Annotated in this window: 16 protein-coding genes; 12 read left to right on the top strand and 4 right to left on the bottom strand. The window is 61.1% G+C overall.

Features of this window, described 5'->3' with window-relative positions; translation table 11 throughout:
- Nucleotides 1–7 precede the first annotated feature (7 nt).
- The 6 genes from RA302_RS24565 to RA302_RS24540 all read left to right on the top strand — a co-directional run bounded on the left by RA302_RS24565 (nt 8) and on the right by RA302_RS24540 (nt 6,494).
- Nucleotides 8–1,003, top strand: a complete 996-nt coding sequence (locus RA302_RS24565; protein WP_030537012.1) for an aldo/keto reductase — start codon at nt 8–10, stop codon at nt 1,001–1,003.
- Between the two features lie 45 nt (nt 1,004–1,048).
- On the top strand, nt 1,049–2,320 hold the full coding sequence (locus RA302_RS24560) for an MFS transporter (protein ID WP_338478303.1): 1,272 nt from the start codon (nt 1,049–1,051) through the stop codon (nt 2,318–2,320).
- A 70-nt stretch (nt 2,321–2,390) separates the two neighbouring features.
- Nucleotides 2,391–2,819, top strand: a complete 429-nt coding sequence (locus RA302_RS24555; RefSeq protein ID WP_007732604.1) for a DUF6325 family protein — start codon at nt 2,391–2,393, stop codon at nt 2,817–2,819.
- Nucleotides 2,820–2,843: 24 nt separating this feature from the next.
- Nucleotides 2,844–3,170 (top strand): SHOCT domain-containing protein, encoded by a 327-nt coding sequence (locus tag RA302_RS24550; RefSeq protein WP_003939954.1) that lies wholly within the window; start codon nt 2,844–2,846, stop codon nt 3,168–3,170.
- Between the two features lie 63 nt (nt 3,171–3,233).
- Complete coding sequence (locus tag RA302_RS24545; RefSeq protein WP_030537013.1) at nt 3,234–5,141, top strand: alkyl sulfatase dimerization domain-containing protein; 1,908 nt, start codon at nt 3,234–3,236, stop codon at nt 5,139–5,141.
- A gap of 114 nt (nt 5,142–5,255) precedes the next feature.
- The gene (locus tag RA302_RS24540; protein ID WP_243617341.1) at nt 5,256–6,494 is read left to right on the top strand and encodes an HNH endonuclease signature motif containing protein; all 1,239 of its coding nucleotides are present in this window, start codon (nt 5,256–5,258) and stop codon (nt 6,492–6,494) included.
- A gap of 67 nt (nt 6,495–6,561) precedes the next feature.
- Here the strand turns inward: RA302_RS24540 and RA302_RS24535 are convergent, their stop codons facing one another.
- Nucleotides 6,562–7,557 (bottom strand): endonuclease/exonuclease/phosphatase family protein, encoded by a 996-nt coding sequence (locus RA302_RS24535; protein WP_051721013.1) that lies wholly within the window; start codon nt 7,555–7,557, stop codon nt 6,562–6,564.
- A 67-nt stretch (nt 7,558–7,624) separates the two neighbouring features.
- Complete coding sequence (locus RA302_RS24530) at nt 7,625–9,046, bottom strand: short-chain fatty acyl-CoA regulator family protein (RefSeq protein WP_003939891.1); 1,422 nt, start codon at nt 9,044–9,046, stop codon at nt 7,625–7,627.
- Between the two features lie 167 nt (nt 9,047–9,213).
- Here RA302_RS24530 and prpD point away from each other — a divergent pair, with 167 nt between their 5' ends.
- From prpD to RA302_RS24500, 6 genes are all read left to right on the top strand, one after another.
- The gene (prpD, locus tag RA302_RS24525; protein ID WP_030538048.1) at nt 9,214–10,716 is read left to right on the top strand and encodes a 2-methylcitrate dehydratase PrpD; all 1,503 of its coding nucleotides are present in this window, start codon (nt 9,214–9,216) and stop codon (nt 10,714–10,716) included.
- Nucleotides 10,716–11,633: a methylisocitrate lyase gene (gene prpB, locus RA302_RS24520; protein ID WP_003940134.1), complete on the top strand. Its 918-nt coding sequence runs from the start codon at nt 10,716–10,718 to the stop codon at nt 11,631–11,633. Before prpD ends, prpB begins: the two co-directional genes overlap by 1 nt.
- Nucleotides 11,630–12,751, top strand: coding sequence for a bifunctional 2-methylcitrate synthase/citrate synthase (locus RA302_RS24515; protein ID WP_020909098.1), 1,122 nt, complete (start codon nt 11,630–11,632; stop codon nt 12,749–12,751). Before prpB ends, RA302_RS24515 begins: the two co-directional genes overlap by 4 nt.
- Before the next feature lie 189 nt (nt 12,752–12,940).
- Nucleotides 12,941–13,723, top strand: a complete 783-nt coding sequence (locus RA302_RS24510; protein ID WP_030538049.1) for an enoyl-CoA hydratase — start codon at nt 12,941–12,943, stop codon at nt 13,721–13,723.
- A 59-nt stretch (nt 13,724–13,782) separates the two neighbouring features.
- The gene (locus RA302_RS24505; protein ID WP_030538050.1) at nt 13,783–14,643 is read left to right on the top strand and encodes an SDR family NAD(P)-dependent oxidoreductase; all 861 of its coding nucleotides are present in this window, start codon (nt 13,783–13,785) and stop codon (nt 14,641–14,643) included.
- 9 nt (nt 14,644–14,652) lie between these two features.
- Nucleotides 14,653–15,126, top strand: a complete 474-nt coding sequence (locus RA302_RS24500) for a MerR family transcriptional regulator (protein ID WP_030538051.1) — start codon at nt 14,653–14,655, stop codon at nt 15,124–15,126.
- 5 nt (nt 15,127–15,131) lie between these two features.
- Here RA302_RS24500 and RA302_RS24495 read toward each other — a convergent pair whose 3' ends face one another.
- Both RA302_RS24495 and lpdA read right to left on the bottom strand, forming a co-directional pair.
- The gene (locus RA302_RS24495; RefSeq protein ID WP_037127420.1) at nt 15,132–16,637 is read right to left on the bottom strand and encodes an MFS transporter; all 1,506 of its coding nucleotides are present in this window, start codon (nt 16,635–16,637) and stop codon (nt 15,132–15,134) included.
- Nucleotides 16,638–16,749: 112 nt separating this feature from the next.
- A complete protein-coding gene (gene lpdA / locus RA302_RS24490; RefSeq protein ID WP_047269781.1) occupies nt 16,750–18,153 on the bottom strand; it encodes a dihydrolipoyl dehydrogenase in 1,404 nt (467 codons plus the stop codon).
- Between the last annotated feature and the right edge of the window lie 6 nt (nt 18,154–18,159).

Raw genomic sequence — 18,159 nt, 5'->3', positions numbered from 1 at the left:
AGTTTTCATGACCGTCCCCACCGTCACTCTGGCCGAAGGTCTCACTGTCAGCGCCCAGGGATACGGCGCGATGTCCGTCGCCCCGGTCTACGGCCCGGTGGATCCGGCCGAGGCGCTCGCCACGCTGCACCATGCGGTGGACATCGGGATCACGTTCATCGACACCGCCAACGTGTACGGCGAGGGCTCGAGCGAGCGTGCGGTGGGAGAGCTTCTCAAAGACCGCCGGGACGAAGTGCAGTTGGCGACCAAGTTCGGTCTGGTCGGCAACATCGCCAACGGTCAGCGCGGGATCAACGGAGACCCGGCTTACGTGCCGCGGGCACTCGACGAGTCTCTGGGACGACTCGGCGTCGATCATGTCGACCTCTACTACTTGCACCGGGTCGACCCGAACGTGCCGATCGAAGACACCGTCGGCGCGATCGCGGAGCAGGTGAAGGCGGGCAAGGTCCGCAACATCGGCCTGTCCGAGGCGACCGGCGATGAACTGCGTCGTGCGTACGGGGTGCATCCGATCGCGGCGATCCAGTCGGAATGGAGCATCTGGAGTCGGGACGTCGAGAACAAGGTAGTACCCACCGCCGCGGAACTCGGAGTCGGATTCGTGCCCTTCTCACCTGTGGGCCGAGGCTTCCTGGCGGGATCGTTCGATGCGGAGACGCTCGGTGACAACGACCTGCGCCGACGCTTCCCCCGCTTCTCGGACTCCGCACTTCCCGCCAATCAGAAGGTTCTCGACGTGGTCCGCGCCGTCGGTGAGGAGCTCGGCGCGACGCCTGCACAGGTTTCCCTGGCATGGCTCGATGCCAAGGGCCGCCAGTACGGGTTGCCTTCCGTTTCGATTCCCGGCACTCGGTTCGCTGCACGAGTCACCGAAAACGCCGGAGCGTTGGACATCGTTTTGAGCGAAGACCAGATCGCTCGCCTCGACTCCCTCGCCGCGATCACCGAAGGCTTCCGTTCGGCCGATCTGAATTGGGTGTCTCAGGGCCGCGAATAATCATGTCCTGAGCCTTGCGAAAGACAGGAGTAACATACAGACCCGATGAAAAAAGTGTGGTTGGTCTGGGGTGTCGGTGTTTTTGCCTACGTGATCGCCGTGCTTCACCGCACTTCGTTCGGCGTCTCGGGTCTGTCTGCTGCTGATCGGTTCTCGATCTCGCCTAGCGTTCTGTCGAGCTTCGTCGTGCTGCAGATCGTCGTGTACGCCGGCATGCAGATTCCGGCGGGAGTCCTCCTCGACCGCTACGGTTCGCGGATCATGATCGCAGTCGGTGCGTTCATCATGATGTCCGCGCAGTTGGCTCTCGCCTTCACCGAATCGCTGCCCGTCGCGATCGGTGCACGTATTGCCGTCGGTGCCGGGGATGCACTCACCTTCATCTCGGTGTTGCGGTTGGTACCGCAGTGGTTCCCGCCCCGGCAGGTGCCGTTGGTCTCGCAGTTCACGGGCATCCTCGGTCAGCTGGGCCAGGTGATGTCTGCGCTTCCGTTCATGTTGCTGTTGTCCGGACCGGGCTGGACTTTTGCCTACGGCAGCGCTGCCGCTGTCGGACTGTTGGCGTTTGCACTGGCGTTGAGTGTCATCCGCGACGCGCCTCCCGGTGCCGACGTGGTCGCCGTGCCGGCCGGCGCCAAGGAGATCGGGCGACAGATCAAGACGGTGTGGATGCGGCCCGGCACCCGACTCGGGTTCTTCAGCCACATGGGGACTCAGTTCTCGATCACGACGTTCGCGCTGCTGTGGGGTGTGCCGTACCTGAAATCGGCTCAAGGCCTCGACTCCAGGACGGTCGGCTCGCTGCTGACGCTGTCGGTCATCTCGGCAATCGTGGCCGGCCCGATCCTCGGTATTCTCACCGGTCGCTATCCCATGCGTCGATCGTGGTTGGTTCTCACCATCATGGTGGCCAGCGCGCTCATGTGGACGATCGTGCTTTCACGAAGCGAACCGTCTCCGCTCTGGTTGTTGACGATCCTGGTGGTCGTCATCTCGGTGGGTGGGCCGGGTTCGGTGATCGGCTTCGACTACGCGCGTACGTCCAACCCGAGTTCGGCGATGGGCACCGCGCAAGGCATGGTCAACATCGGGGGATTCCTCGCTTCCCTCATCGTGATTCAAGTGATGGGCGTCATCCTCGGACACATGGGCGGGTACACGTTCGACGGATTCCGTGTCGCCTGGATGGTGCAATATCCGGTTTGGATTCTCGGTATCGTCGGTGTGCTCGTCACCCGAGGCAAAGCCCGGCGAGCCCTCGCAGCAGAAGGCGTACACGTACGGCCGATTCGCGAAGTCATTCGTCGTAACAAATAACTCGATCGCATCGGGTAATTCATCCCCTGCGGGTGAGGTTCCCAAGCGTCCGAGCCACCAGGCTTGATGGATGAACGACGCAATGAACATCGGACCGGTCGAGCTCGTGGTGCTGGCATTCCCAGGTTCAACTGTGGATCCTGAAGCTGTCGCCGCGCTGCAGAACGTGGTGGAACGAGGTTTTGTCACTCTGCTCGACCTCGTGTACATCGCCAAGGACGCGGACGGACAGGTGTCGCAAATCGATGTCGACGAAGATCTCACCGACATCGGACTGGCGATTCTGTCCATCGAAGCCAAGGCATTGATCAGTGACGAGGACCTGGACGTGGTCCGTGAGTCACTCGAACCAGGAACGTCCGCCGCAGTCATCGTCTACGAGCAGACGTGGGCGCGTGAGCTCGCGTCGACGGTTCGCGGTGGCGGCGGCGACGTAGTCCTTCACGTTCAGATACCGCGCGAGGTAGTCGTCGCAGCGGTCGAAGCAGCATTTCAGTAGCGACAATTACCCAAGGAGTTCGGCATGGTTTTTCGAGGTGGACGCAGAGGGCGGCCGGGGTTGCTCGGCACGGTGGCGCGCACGGCGGTAGTGGCTGGAACCGCAAAGGCGACGTCCAACGCCATGGATCGACGGAGTCAACGAAAGGCCAGCGAGCAGCAGCAGGAATATCAGCAGGAGTACCAGCAGCAACAGCCGCCGCCGCAGCAGCAGGTCGCCCCCGTGCAGTCCGTTCCCCCTTCAGGCGCAGACGATCTGGTCTCCAAGCTGCAGGAGTTGGGACAGCTTCATCAGTCCGGCGTGTTGACCGATGCCGAGTTCGCGGCGGCAAAGGCGCAGTTGCTGAGCTAGCCCTGCTGTTCTCTTCAATTGCGGCAATGCGCATTGCCGCAATTCGGCGTGAAAGGCTGACTTATGATCGACCCACGTGCGGCATCGGCCGCAATCGAAGCCGCGAACGCCCGAGTCGCCGAGACTCTACCGTTCTCCGACGACGCCGACTTCACCGAGGCGAAGCGGGGTTTCGTCGCCGCGCTCGATCCGGGGCTGGTTGCCGATTCGGACGGGAAAGTCCTGTGGAACAACGATTCCTACGCCTTCCTTGACGAGGACTGCCCGCCAACGGTCAATCCGAGCTTGTGGCGTCAGTCGAAGTTGGTCGCCAAGCAGGGACTCTTTGCGGTGACGGATTCGATCTATCAGATTCGCGGACTTGATCTGTCGAACATGACGTTGATCGAGGGAGATACCGGAATCATCGTCATCGATCCACTGATCTCCCGGGAAACCGCTGCTGCCGGGCTCGCGTTGTACCGGGAACACCGTGGTGATCGACCAGTAGTCGCGGTGATCTACACGCATTCGCACATCGACCACTTCGGCGGGGTCAAAGGTGTGACCACCGACGACGACGTCGCCGCCGGGCGATGCGTGATCGTCGCACCCACCGGGCTCGTGGAGCACGCGGTCGAGGAAAACGTCTATGCGGGAACGGCAATGGCTCGACGTGCGGCCTACATGTACGGAGCGGCCTTACCCCGAGGTCCCCGAGGTAGCGTCGGAGCCGGGTTGGGGCAGACCACCTCAACCGGCACACCGACGCTCATTTCGCCGACGGTGTCGATCTCGAAGACAGGTCACACGGAGACGATCGACGGCGTTCGGATCGAATTCCAGATGACGCCCGGAACCGAGGCCCCGTCCGAGATGAACTTCTACTTCCCGGATTTGCGCGCACTGTGTATGGCGGAGAACGCAACTCATACTCTCCACAACCTGCTCACGCTTCGCGGTGCCCTGGTACGAGATCCTCACGTCTGGTCTGCGTACCTGACGGAATCGATCAATCGTTACGCCTCACGATCCGACGTTCTGTTTGCGTCCCACCACTGGCCGACGTGGGGGACCGAACGGCTCACCGAGTTCCTGTCATTGCAGCGCGACCTCTACGGGTACCTTCACGATCAGACACTTCGTCGAATCAATCAGGGGTGGACCGGTCTCGAGATCGCCGAATCGATCGAGCTGCCACCTGCATTGGCGCAAGCGTGGCACACGCACGGGTACTACGGTTCCGTCAGTCACAACGTCAAAGCCATCTACCAGCGATACATGGGTTGGTTCGACGGTAACCCTGCGCATCTGTGGGAGCATCCACCCGTCGAATCGGCCAAGCGTCACGTGGAGTTCATGGGCGGATCAGCAGAAGTGTTACGGAAAGCTCGGGAATCGTACGAGCGCGGCGACTTTCGCTGGGTTGCGCAGGTGGTGAACTACGTGGTCTTCGCTGAACCGGACAACGTCGAGGCCAAGAATCTGCAGGCCGATACCTTCGAGCAACTCGGGTACGGCGCCGAGAACGGCACCTGGCGGAACTTCTACCTCACCGGTGCATACGAACTGCGCAACGGCTCAGTGGGGACGCCCACGGTTGCCGCGGCGCCCGACATCACCGCAGCGCTGTCGGTAAGTCAAGTCTTCGATGCAGTATCGCTGCGCGTGGATGGAGTGCGCGCAGCGGGCTCGCACATCGTCGTCGATTGGAACATCACTGACGAAAACATCGTTCACCGAACGGAACTCAGCAACGGAGTTCTGATCCATTTCGACGTGGAAGGTGGGTCTGCAGATGCTGGGTCTGTGGATGCGATGTTCAGTTTGAGTCGTCTCGGCTTGCTCGGTGTGCTGCTCGGTGGTGCGGACTTGGGTGCCGAGATTGCGAATGGAACCATCTCGGTTTCCGGCGACCCGGCGAAGCTCGCAGAACTTGCCGGATACCTCGACGAGCCGGATCCGAACTTTGCGATAGTCACTCCGACCTAGCGCTGTATCAGTCGTGAACGAGCCTGTACTTCAATAGGTCTCGAGCCACCCACCTGTTTGAAGTTGTCCGGTTTGTCTCTGGTTATCGAAAGTATGTTCGATTAAGCTTTGAGTATGGACAGTCGGGGAGCGTGGCAGCTGGACGGTGAGGGCCTCAAGAGTGAGGTTCTGGCTCTGGTGCGCGTCCGGCACGAGCTGCAATCGCGGATGGTGTTGCTGATCGTGGAAATGTTTTCCCGTGAGGTTCTCGGCGGGAAGGGTTTTCGGGCGATCGCGCAGTGGTTGCACGGGTCGACGAATCTGGAGATCGGTGAGTGCAGTCTGCTGGTCGGGTTGGCGCGGTTGTTGATGCTCGAACCCGTTGTGGGCGATGCGTTTCACCGTGGTGACGTGGATGCGTTGAAGGCGCGGCAGGTTGCGTCGTTTTGTCAGCATCCGCCGAAGAACATGACGCCGGCGGATGTGGACAAGGCTCGCGGGATCCTGCTTGGCCTGGCGTCGCAGAACATCGCCGATTGTGATGCGGTGCGAGCAGCGATCCGCCGAATCGAGAAGCAGTACGGCAAGCGCGAAGACGGGGTTCCGGTGGGTGAGGATTCGGAGCGTAACGAGTTCTACGCGTCGAAGGGCCTGTACGGGCGGGTGACCGTGAAGGGTGATCTGGATGCTGTGAACGGGGCGCGTCTGATCACGTTGTTGTCGAGTCTGTCTGCGCCGACGCCGGAGAAGGACGGGGTCAAGGACACCCGCACGCCGGCGCTACGGCGGGCGGACGGGTTTTGCGAACTACTGCGGCGGTACGAGCGGGCGGGGTTGGGTCCGATCGAGGGCGGGGTGAAACCGCACATCACTGTGACTGCGTCCGCGAAAGACATGACAGACCGCAAGGCGCTGAAAGACCTCTTGCCGTCGACTGAAGAACTGGGTTTCGCGTGGGCGGATTGGGTGGGTCCGATCAGTATCGACACGGCCCGGATGTTGGCGTGCGACTGCACGGTCACCCGGATCTTGTTGGACGAGAGTGGTGTTCCGCTCGCCTGCGGTAAGGAAGCGAGAACAGCAACGGTGCCGCAGCGGCGGGCGTTGGCGGTTCGTGATGGTCGGTGTGCGTTTCCGGGATGCGGGGCACCATCGGGGTGGTGCGATGCCCATCATATCGTTCACTGGAACGATGGTGGCCCAACGGATCTCGAAAATCTGGTCTTGTTGTGCGGTCACCATCATCGGACGCTGCACCACACCGAATGGCGGGTCGAGATCGGCCCCGATCGGAAATCGGTGTTCTATCCACCGATGTCGATCGATCCGTTCCAGCGGCCGATCGGCGGGAACAGCCCACCGACAGCGGCGTGAACCGCGACAACTGACGAATACGCCGGGGCACAACCATGCCCCGGTGCTTGCTCAATCCAGTATTTACTCAAGACAACGTGATGTCGGCAATCAGGCCGTAGTGATCGGATCCCTCGATCTCGATCCGTTCCAAGGATGTCGCCACGGCGCCTTTCGTGATGATGTGGTCGATACCGACCACCGCCGGATACCGCTTGTCGGTCGGATAGGTCGGGATCAGGCCGGAACCCAATTGGTCGGCGGCGCTGGTGTATCCGTTCGTGAGAAGATTCCGGAACTGTTTGTTCGAGTACGACGCGTTGAAGTCGCCGCTCACTATCACGTTGTCCCGCCCGGCGACTTTGTCCATGTAAGACCCGAGCCTTCGCTGCTCGTCCGCCCACACCGAAGCCGGTGAGATGTACGCCGGTGCCGGATGCACGGCGAACAATGTGACTGGCTGCGCCAAGCCGACATTCAGTTCTGCGGACAGCGTTTCGGGTGAGAATCCGTCGAGGCTACGCGGATTGGAGAGTGGAAAGCGACTGTAGATTCCTGCCCCGCCACCACCGTCGGTGTACGGGACGAGGAATTGGTGGCTCAGAACCTCGTCAAGCCCGGCGGCTTCGAGCGCGTCGGCTTCCTGGTACGTCAACTCCTGGACCGTCACCACGTCGACCTCGCGTTCGCGGACCATCGCCACAAGCGACTCCGGATCCGCTGCACCGACCATCAAGTTGGCCTGCATGATTCGAATCGATGGACCGTTCGCAGACGTCGACTCCCCAGTTCCGCCGATGTACAGCGGGCTCACAGACCATCCGAACAACCCAAGGACGAGGATCGAGGCGGCGCACACGATCCACTGACGCCCGATACCCGAGACGACGGCACCGATCAGCGGAGCAATCATCAACAAGGGCGCCACTGACGCGAGAACGATCACGATGTTGTGATCGACGTCCAACTGAGTTGCGATCAAGGCAACCAAACCAGTCACGATGCCGGCCACACCGGCCACGGCCGAAAGGCGGCGAAGAACCAGTCGACGAGGGGTCACGGCATCGGGTTGCATGACGTCCATGGAAGCAGAAGAGCGTCGTAGCTCCGGGAAACTGCAGGTGGAGTCGGTGTGCCCTACTGTTTGCGCCCTATTGTTGCGGATACGGAAGGTGGCTGCTGCTGTTCTCACTGACGGAGATCGAGCGGCCGAGTTGGGGGAAGGCGCGTTGAGAGCACGCTGGCCTGTCACAGACTTTGCACCCCGCGCCGATCGGCACGATGGTCGCGGGGTCGTCCGTCTGAATTCCGTGTGAGTAGACCATGCGATCGGCGTAGCCGATGTCGCAACCGAGTCCGACGGCGAAGTTGCGCTCGGGTGCGAGGTACCCGAGTCCGCCGCTGTGGGTAGTGCGCGCCACCCAGAGGTATGTCCGGCCGTCGGGCATCTTCGCGACCTGAGTGAGGATGCGACCTGGGCTCGCGAATGCCTCGTGGATGACCCACAGCGGGCAGCTGCCTCCGACTCTGGAGAAGTGAAAGGCGGTAGCAGACTGACGCTTCGAGATGTTTCCGGCGCGATCGGTTCGGACGAAGAAGAAGGGGATGCCGCGTTGGCCATGACGCTGGAGAGTGGACAACCGGTGGCAGACGGTCTCGAAGCCGACCTCGAACTTGAGGCTGAGCAGGTCGATGTCGTACCGCAAGGCCTCAGCGGATTGCAGGAATTGGGTGTACGGGAGTAGCAGTGCGCCGGCAAAGTAGTGTGCGAGTCCGACGCGAGCCAGCGCTGCGGACTCGGCGCTCAATGATTCATCCTCGGCGACAAGGGAATCGATCACGTCGGCCTGCGTGAAGAAGGCCAACTGCATTGCGATCTGGAACGCGCGTTGTCCTGCCGACAGACGACGGGCGAGTGTGAGGACCGACTTGTTCGGATCGTAGTAACGCTTGGGGCCGAGCTTGTCGGGTTCGTCGGTACGGATCGTCACGGTGACGCCGTGCTGATCGCGAAGTAGTCGTGCCAGTTGCAAATCCACTGCGCCCACGGACAATCCGTTGTCCAGGAACATCTGTTCGGCAGCGTCGTCCAGAACGGCGATGTGATTCTTTCGGTCGTAGAAGAAGTCCCGAACTTCCTCGTAGGGCATCGGTACGAGTGACACATCGGATGCTGGTTCGCCGGACAACTGCGTCGAGAACTGGTCCAACTGCTCTGTCGCGGCGTGAAGGCGGCGGTGCAACATCACGAGGGTGCGTCCGACCGCCGGCATGCGGGCCACCAATTCGTCCACCTCGGCCAGAGATACGTCTCCAGATTCCGAAGTTTCGGCCAAGGCGTGATGAACGTCCGCAACCAGGCGTGCGTCGGAATCGGAGGCGAAGAATTGCACGTCGAGATCGAACTCGGCGTTGAGCTTGAGAAGGACGGGCACCGTCAGCGGTCGTTGATCGTTCTCCAGTTGATTGACATAGCTGGGGGAGAGTTCGAGTGCCTTCGCCAGTGCGGACTGTGACAGGTTTCGTTCCTCCCGCAGCCGTCGCAGCCGCGCTCCCGCGTACATCTTCTTCATCGAATCTCCTCGGTGCCGATCGCGTTCACCCTACCGAGAAGCTATTCGCAACATTCGCAACATTGCAGCATTGTCATTGCACAAATAGGCAATTGCGAGGGCCTATCCCGAGGTGAATGAGCTGCGTAGCGTGCAAATAGATACCGAAGAACGTGAGAAGAGGACCGATGAAGACGCATCTCGTACGCACTCACCGCTCTGCCGAAGAGTTCCCCAAGGAAGACCACCTCGCGTGGAAGATCGCGGAAGTTGCGACGGATTCCGTCGACGTCACCGACGCCACATCCGACATGATCGTCAACCGGATCATCGACAACGCGGCAGTTGCCGCAGCTTCCCTGGTACGCCGTCCCGTGGTGAATGCGCGGGCGCAAGCACACTCGCATCCGTATACGCCGGGCTCCACCGTGTTCGGTATCCCCGGTACGTTCTCGCCTGAATGGGCCGCCTGGGCCAACGGTGTCGCGGTTCGTGAACTCGATTTCCACGACACGTTCCTCGCCGCCGAGTACTCGCACCCCGGAGACAACATCCCGCCGATCCTCGCCGTCGCTCAGCACACCAGCCGTGACGGTCGAGACCTGATTCGTGGTCTGGCGACCGGCTACGAGATCCAGATCGACCTGGTTCGGGCTATCTGCCTGCACGAGCACAAGATCGACCACGTCGCACACCTCGGCCCCTCGGCTGCGGCAGGTATCGGAACTTTGCTGGGCCTGGGGACCGAGACGGTCTACCAGGCAATCGGCCAGGCGCTGCACCTCACGACGGCGACACGTCAGTCCCGCAAGGGCGAGATCTCCAGTTGGAAGGCGTACGCGCCTGCGCTGGCAGGCAAGGTTGCCGTAGAGGCGGTCGACCGCGCGATGCGCGGTGAGGGCGCACCGTCACCGATCTGGGAAGGCGAAGACGGCGTCATCGCCTGGTTACTCGGTGGCCCGGACAAGGAGTACCACGTTCCGCTGCCCGGTTCGGGTGAGGCGAAGCGCGCCATCCTCGACTCGTACACGAAGGAACACTCCGCGGAGTACCAGAGCCAGGCGCCGATCGACCTCGCTCGCCGGATGCGTTCTCGCGTCGGTGATCTCGACCAGATCGCGTCGATCGTCCTGCATACCAGTCACCACACCCACGTCGTCATCGGCACCGGTTCCGGCGATCCGCAGAAGTTCGACCCGACCGCCTCGCGTGAAACCCTCGACCACTCGGTGATGTACATCTTTGCCGTTGCGCTACAGGACGGTACGTGGCACCACGAACATTCCTACGCGTCCGAGCGTGCACAGCGCGCGGACACGATCGAGCTGTGGAACAAGATCTCCACGCGCGAAGATCCCGAATGGACACGCCGTTACCACTCGACGGATCCGGACGAGAAGGCTTTCGGTGCTCGCGCCGAGATCACCTTGAAGAGCGGCGAAGTCATCGTCGACGAGCTTGCGGTGGCCGATGCGCACCCGCTCGGCGCACGTCCGTTCGCTCGCGATCAGTACGTCGCGAAATTCCGCACCCTCGCCGAGGGCGTCATCGAGCCGAGCGAACAGGACCGCTTCCTCGATGCGGCTCAGCGCGCCGCCGAATTGAAGGCAGGCGAACTCGATCAGCTGACCTTCACCGTTTCCGAAGACGTTCTCGCTCGGGCTCCCAAGGTCGCCAAGGGACTTTTCTGATGTCGGGCCTCATCGCAGCAGCGACGTCTGCAGCCGACAAGCGGATTGCCTTCCGGGCGGGGCTGACGTCCGGAAAGATTCAACGACTCCCGGGTGCGATCAATCCGCTGACAGCCAGACTGATTCAGGAAATCGGGTTCGAGGGTGTCTACGTTTCAGGTGGTGCGTACTCCGCCGGATTGGCGCTTCCCGACATCGGACTGACCACCTTGACCGAGGTCGCCGGCCACAGCAAGCAGATCGCGCGCGTCACGGACCTCCCGACGCTCATCGACGCCGACACCGGTTTCGGTGAACCTATGAGCGCGGCCCGCACGGTCACGATCTTCGAGGACGACGGAATAGCCGGTCTGCACCTCGAGGATCAGATCAACCCCAAACGCTGCGGGCACCTCGACGGCAAAGCAATTGTGCCCACCGAAGACATGGTTCGCCGTGTTCGTGCTGCAGTGTCGGCGCGTCGTGACCCGAACTTCGTCATCTGCGCGCGCACCGATGCTGCCGGAATCGACGGTATCGACGCGGCGATCGAGCGAGCAAAGGCCTATGTGGATGCCGGTGCCGATCTGATCTTCACCGAAGCTCTTGCCACCGAGGCCGACTTCGAGAAGTTCCGCGCAGCAGTCGACACTCCGCTCCTCGCCAACATGACCGAGTTCGGGAAGTCGAACCTCATTTCGGCGAAGACATTGGAAGAGATCGGTTTCAACGCCGTCATCTACCCCGTGACCACCCTTCGGCTGGCGATGTTCGCTATCGAAAAGGGTCTGCGCGAGATTTTTGCGGAGGGCACGCAAGAAGGACTGCTCGGCGAAATGCAGCATCGCAGCAGGTTGTACGAGATTCTCGAGTACGAGCGCTACAACGAATTCGACAGTGGCATTTTCAATTTCAGCTTGGAGGGGAGTAGGACATGACCGAACAGATTCCGACGATCTACAAGGGCTTGGCCGGAGTTGTCGTCGATACGACGGCTATCTCCAAGGTAGTGCCCGAGACGAATTCGTTGACGTATCGCGGTTACGCAGTGCAGGACCTTGCCGCGAACTGCAGCTTCGAAGAAGTTGCGCACCTGCTCTGGTACGGCGAACTGCCGACTCCCGAGCAGCTCGAATTACTCTGCCTGCGTGAGCGTGCGGCCCGCCGTGCCGACCGCTCACTGCTCTCGCTTCTGACCAAGATGCCGGACAACTGCCACCCCATGGATGTTGTCCGCACGGCGATCAGCTACCTCGGCGCCGAGGATCCGGCGGAGGACGACAACTCGGAGAAGGCCAATCTGGCCAAGGCGCTGCGGATGACAGCTGTGCTGCCGACCATCGTCGCAGCCGATTTCCGCCGCCGGCGCGGTCAGGATCCCATCGCGCCGCAGTCGGACCTGGGTTTCGCCGAAAACTTCTTGAACATGTGCTTCGGTGCTGTTCCGGAGCCGGCGATCGTGAAGGCCTTCGAGGTCTCGCTGATCCTATACGCGGAGCACTCCTTCAACGCCTCGACGTTCGCCGCTCGTGTTGTGACGTCCACACTTTCGGACATCTACAGCGCAGTGACCGCTGCTATCGGCACGCTCAAGGGCCCGTTGCACGGCGGTGCAAACGAAGCTGTCATGCACGACATGCTCGAGATCGACGACCCCGACCGCGCCGAAGCCTGGATGTCGGAGAAGTTGGCTGCCAAGGAGAAGGTCATGGGCTTCGGGCACCGCGTCTACAAGAACGGTGATTCGCGTGTTCCGACCATGAAGCAGGCCCTCCTCGACGTCGCGGCAGCGACCGACGGCGAGAAGTGGGTGCAGATGTACGAGATCCTCGAGAAGACCATGGTCAGTGCCACCGGAATCAAGCCGAATCTCGATTTCCCCACGGGCCCTGCATATTTCCTCATGGGCTTCGACGTCGAGATGTTCACGCCGATCTTCGTGATGAGCCGCATCACCGGATGGACGGCGCACATCATCGAGCAAGGGCAGTCGAATGCACTGATCCGGCCGCTGAGCCAGTATTCGGGCGTGCCACAGCGCACAGTCGTGGCATGACACTTTTTGCTGTCGTGGCATGACGCCCCTTTGATACTGCGTCGGCGAGGTTCGGTTCTGGCATCACCGTCTCCTGGCCTCGTCGACGCTTCTCCGTTCGCACTATCTGCAACTTTGCATCGAGAATTCGCAAAGATATTCAAGTGCAATGTGTTTCGACTTTTCTCTACCGGAAATAACGTGAGTGTCATGACTGAAACGCACGAAGAAATCTTGATCATCCGTCGTGGCGAGACCCTCGACGTCGTGTTCAACCGGCCGGAAAAGCGCAACGCATTGACCCCGCAGATGTACGACGCCATTGCCGGAGCCTGCCGGCGCGCCGACTCCGACCGCGAGATTCGGTTACTCACTCTCCGAGGTGCTGGGGGAGAGGCGTTCTCGGCGGGTTCCGACATACGCCATTTTCAGACCTTCTCGAGTTTTCACGACGGGCTCGACTACGAAAGCCGGTTCGTCGGCGTGCTGACCGAACTCGAGAGAGTGCGGGTTCCCACGCTGGCGGTCATCGACGGTGTGTGCGCGGGAGCCGGGCTGTTGTTAGCGGCAGCGTGCGATGTGCGGATCGCGACGCACGGGTCCCGCTTCTGCCTCCCGATCGCGCGCACGCTCGGAAACTCGTTGTCGGTCCATTCCGTGGCGTTGCTGGCGGACAGGATCGGCAGTTCGCGTCTGATGTCGTTGGTGGCTCGGGCGGGGGTCATGTCGAGCGACGAGGCTCTGCGGAACGGCTTCCTCAGCGACTGTGCAACAGAGACCGAGTTCGCGAGCCTGACTGCCCAGGTATCTCGCGATCTACTTGCCGCCGCCCCGATGACCGTCTGGACTATTCGGGAGTCCCTGCGACGCATCAGAACCCGAGTGATTGCCGACAACGATGATCTGATGAGCATGATCTACAGCAGTGACGACTTCAAAGCCGGCGTCGACGGTTTCCTTCGCGGGGAACGACCTCTCTGGGCCGGCGTGTAGTGCGTCAGTAGAAGCAACGCTTGCGTTGGAGCGCGCTCTAACCCCTAGCGTTGCCGACCATGACAACAAAGACCTGGATCATCACCGGAGTTTCTCAGGGTTTCGGCCGTGAACTCGCACTGTCTGCACTTCGATCGGGGGACGCGGTAGTCGCTGCAGTTCGTCGTCCCGAGTCCGTTGCAGATATTGCGTCGGCGAATCCGGATCAGTTCTCGGCGGTGACGTTCGACGTCAGAGACACCGCAGCGGCTCCGGGCGTCGTCGAATATGCGCTCGAGCGTTTCGGTCGCATCGACGTGCTGGTCAACAATGCCGGTCGTGGGATGGTCGGCGCGGCGGAGATGGTGGACGATTCGACCTTGCGGGATCTCATGGAACTGCACCTGATCGGACCCGCCGCGATGGTGCGCGCCGTCCTCCCGTCGATGCGAGTGCAGGGCAGCGGGACGATCGTGCAGATGAGCAGTCAAGGCGGCCGTATGTCGTTTCCCGGTGTCGGGGCGTACTCGGCGTCGAAGTTCGCTCTCGAGGGTTGGTCGGAGGCTCTCGCCGGTGAGGTCGCGCAGTTCGGCGTTCGGGTGATGATCGTCGAGCCCAGCCGATTCCGTACAGCATTCAACACGCCTGGCGTTCTGAGCTTCGCCGAATCATCATCGGAATACCGTGATTTGCTGGATCCCGTTCTGCGGGACATGGCGGCCGCAGACGGTGTTCAGGAGGGTGATCCGGAGAAAGCAGCACAGATCATCACCTCGCTTGTGCACAGCGAGAATGTGCCACTTCGTTTGCCACTCGGAAAGGAAGCCGTGGAGCGTGTCTCCGCGTCGTATCGGAAGAATCTCGCCGAGGTATGCGTCTGGGCCGACCTGGCTCGCAGCGCCGATTTCGCGGATGCTGCCGGACCCGTCCGTCCGTTCTAGGCTGAGAAGATGGCTACCGAAGACTTGATGCGTAAGGCACTCGAGGCACTTGGGGAAGTGGACGGGCCCATGTCGATCGAGGTGATTCACCGACTCGTCGATGCAGGGGACGTTCAGGAGCCGATGTCGATCGCCGAAGTCTCGGACCTGCTGGATGTCTCGGCACATACGCTGCGCTACTACGAGAAGATCGGTCTGGTCGAGGTCGATCGTGACTCGAGCGGACATCGTGTGTACGGTCCGGAATCTGTTCGCAGGCTGGTGTTTCTGACCCGCATGCGCATCTCGGGTATGGCGATTCGCGACCTGCAGCACTACGTCGAACTGGTCGACGCCGGTGAAGGGACAGTTCCGGAGAGGCTCGACATGCTGCTCGAACACCGGGACACCGTTCGTCGGCAGATCAAGGAGCTCACGTTGTCTTTGGCTGCGACGGAGTACAAGATTGCGACGTACGGCGGGCGGACCGGAGAGCAGGAGTGATCCGTTCAGTGGATGTGAGTGGCTGTTTTCGTGACTCGCCCTCTTCTGATTCCGATCGAGACGAACGCGCCAATCAGGGAGACGATGGCGCCCACCCACATCGTCGTCTGCAGCCCATACATGAATGCAGTCTCTGTCGCTGATCGCAGTGTGAGGGAAAGAGCCGGGTCAATTTCTGTCACGACTGGTGTGGTGCCCTGGGCGACGGCGCGAACCGCATCTTCCGAGACTCGATCGACTATGAAGTCGGGAATGACGTTGCCCAGTAGTGTTTCGTGGAACTTTGCTGCGGATGCCGCCGCCATCACGGCTCCGAGCACTGAAGTTCCGAGGATACCGCCAACTTGAAGTGAGGTCTGATGGACGCCCGCGGCAGGTCCGGCGTCTGCGACGTTCGCATTCCCTAGGATCGCTTGGACTGACGCAGTCATCACAAACCCGATTCCCAGGCCCAGTACCACAAACGGAATGGCCAGAGAAAGGTAGCTTCCGTGTGGTTCGATGGTGGTGAACAGTAGGAATCCCACTGCGCTGAGCAACATTCCCATAAACAAGGGCGGACGTGCGCCGTACCGTTTGATGATCCAACCGCAACTGCTCGAAGCGATTACATTCGCGATACTCATCGGGAGGATGTGGAGTCCAGCGGCCATGGGGGAGTCACCGTTGATCTGTTGCAAGAACAAGAGAATGAAGAACAGTGAGCCGACAAGCGCAAAGAAGGAGATGATTGTCAGGATGACTCCGAGTGTGATTGACCGGTCAGCGAATAGCCGAAGCGGCACCAAAGGATCCGATGCGCGTCGCTCCGCTTCTACGAAGGCCAAACCAGTGACGGTTCCACCGACCAGCCACCCGATGACATGCCAATCAGTCCAACCACTTTCGGGGGCTTTTATAAGTCCATAGGTTATGGCGAGGAGTGAACTCGTCAGCAAGATCGAACCCAGGACGTCGAACTTTACAGTCCGTACGACCCGGCCCTTGGGGAGCAGAAACAATCCTGTAGCGAGGGAAATCGCCGCAACGGGGACGTTGATCAAGAAGGCCCATCGCCAGCTGGTGTGCTCGATCAGCAATCCGCCGATCAGGGGGCCGGCGGCGGATGAAGCGCCGATCAGCGATGCGAAGACCGCAAGCGCCTTCGGAAGTGTTGCCTCGGAGAAGAGGGACCGAAGCAACGCCAGAGCGTTGGTGACGATCAGTGCGCCGAAAATTCCCTGGCCGAGTCTCGAGAAGATCACCATTTCTACACTGTGCGCCAGGGCAATTCCCGCTGATGCCAGCCCGAAACCGACGATCCCTGAAAGGAATACAGATCGTCGTCCGAAGCGATCGCCCAACCTTCCCGCGAGAACGAGCGTTGCCGCCATCGCGAGCAGATAGATGTTGGTAATCCATTGCAAACCAGAGAGACTCGCGCCTAGATCGACGACAAGAACCGGATTGGCCACTGCCGTTATCGTGCCGTCGAGCGAAACGATGAGAACGCCGAGTGCGATCGCAGTCATGGCGACCCAGGGATTGGAGTCTCGAGGTGGATCGGTGACTGGGAGTGCGTGGATTTCAGTACTGCCAGTAGATGTCACTGAGGTCTACTACTTTCTGATCGATCGGAGTTCTTCAGAGGTTGATCATGTGGCCGGCGAGGCCGTGGATCGCTTCCTGCAGTGCCTCACTGAGCGTGGGGTGGGTGTGGACGTTGCGTGCCAACTCGTTGACCGTGAGGTCCCACTTCTGGGCCAAGGTCAGCTCGGGCAGCAGTTCCGAAACGTCCGGTCCGATGAGGTGCCCGCCGAGCAGTTCGCCGTACTTCTTGTCGGCGATCAGCTTGACGAAACCGGTCGGGTCACCGAGACCGTGTGCCTTGCCGTTGGCAGCGAACGGGAAGTTCGCGACCTTGACGTCGTAGCCCTCGGCCTTGGCCTGCTCCTCGGTCAAACCGAACGAGGCGACCTGCGGCTGACAGAACGTCGCACGCGGCATCATCCGGTAGTCACCGAGTGTCTGCGTCTCCGCGCCGCCGATGGTCTCGGCAGCGACGACAGCCTGAGCTTCTGCGACGTGCGCGAGCTGCAGCTTGGCGGTGACGTCACCGATGGCGAAGATGTGCGGGACGTTGGTGCGCATGTAGTCGTCGATCGCGATGGCGCCGCGATCGGTCAACGCGACACCGGTGTTCTCGAGACCGAAGCCCTCCACGCGCGGTGCGAAGCCGACGGACTGCAGAACCTTGTCGACGACCACGGTCTCGATCTCGCCGGACTTGTTGTCCTTGATCGAGACGGTGACCTTGCTGCCGTCGTCGCTGATGGACTGCACAGCGGCACCGGTCTTGATGGTGACGCCGAGCTTCTTGTACTGCTTGGCGATTTCCTTCGAGACGTCGGCGTCCTCGTTGGGCAGTGCCCGATCGAGGAACTCGACGATCGTAACGTCGACGCCGTAGTTCTTGAGGACGTAACCGAACTCCATGCCGATCGCGCCGGCACCGACGATCAGGATCGAACCCGGAAGGTCACGGGTGAGGATCTGCTCTTCGTAGGTCACGACGTTCTCGCTCAGCGAGGTGCCGGGCAGCAGCTTGGTGTACGAACCCGTCGCGATGATCGCGTTGTCGAACGTGATCGTCTCGGTGCCACCCTTGCTCAGCTCCACGCTGATGGTGTTGGCGTCGACGAACGTGCCCTTGCCGTCGTACTCCGGGATCTTGTTCTTCTTCATCAAGAAGTGAATGCCCTTGACTCGCCCGTCCGCGACCTTGCGGCTGCGATCGAAAGCGGAGCCGAAATCGAAGGACACGTCTCCGGACATGCCGAACGTCTTCGCTTCTTTCGTGAAGATGTGCGCGAGTTCGGCGTTACGGAGAAGCGCCTTGGACGGAATGCAGCCGACATTCAGGCATACACCGCCCCAGTACTTCTGCTCGATGATGGCGGTGCTCAGGCCCAGTTGTGCCGCGCGGATAGCAGCGACGTACCCACCGGGGCCGGCTCCGAGGACAACGACGTCATAGTGTGAGGTCACGATAAT

Origin of the sequence: Rhodococcus sp. DN22 (assembly GCF_036669995.1) — a bacterium.
Classification (GTDB): Bacteria; Actinomycetota; Actinomycetes; order Mycobacteriales; family Mycobacteriaceae; genus Rhodococcus_F; species Rhodococcus_F erythropolis.
Note: the sequence above shows the minus strand (reverse complement) of the source record. Positions and strands in the feature narration are given on the sequence as shown.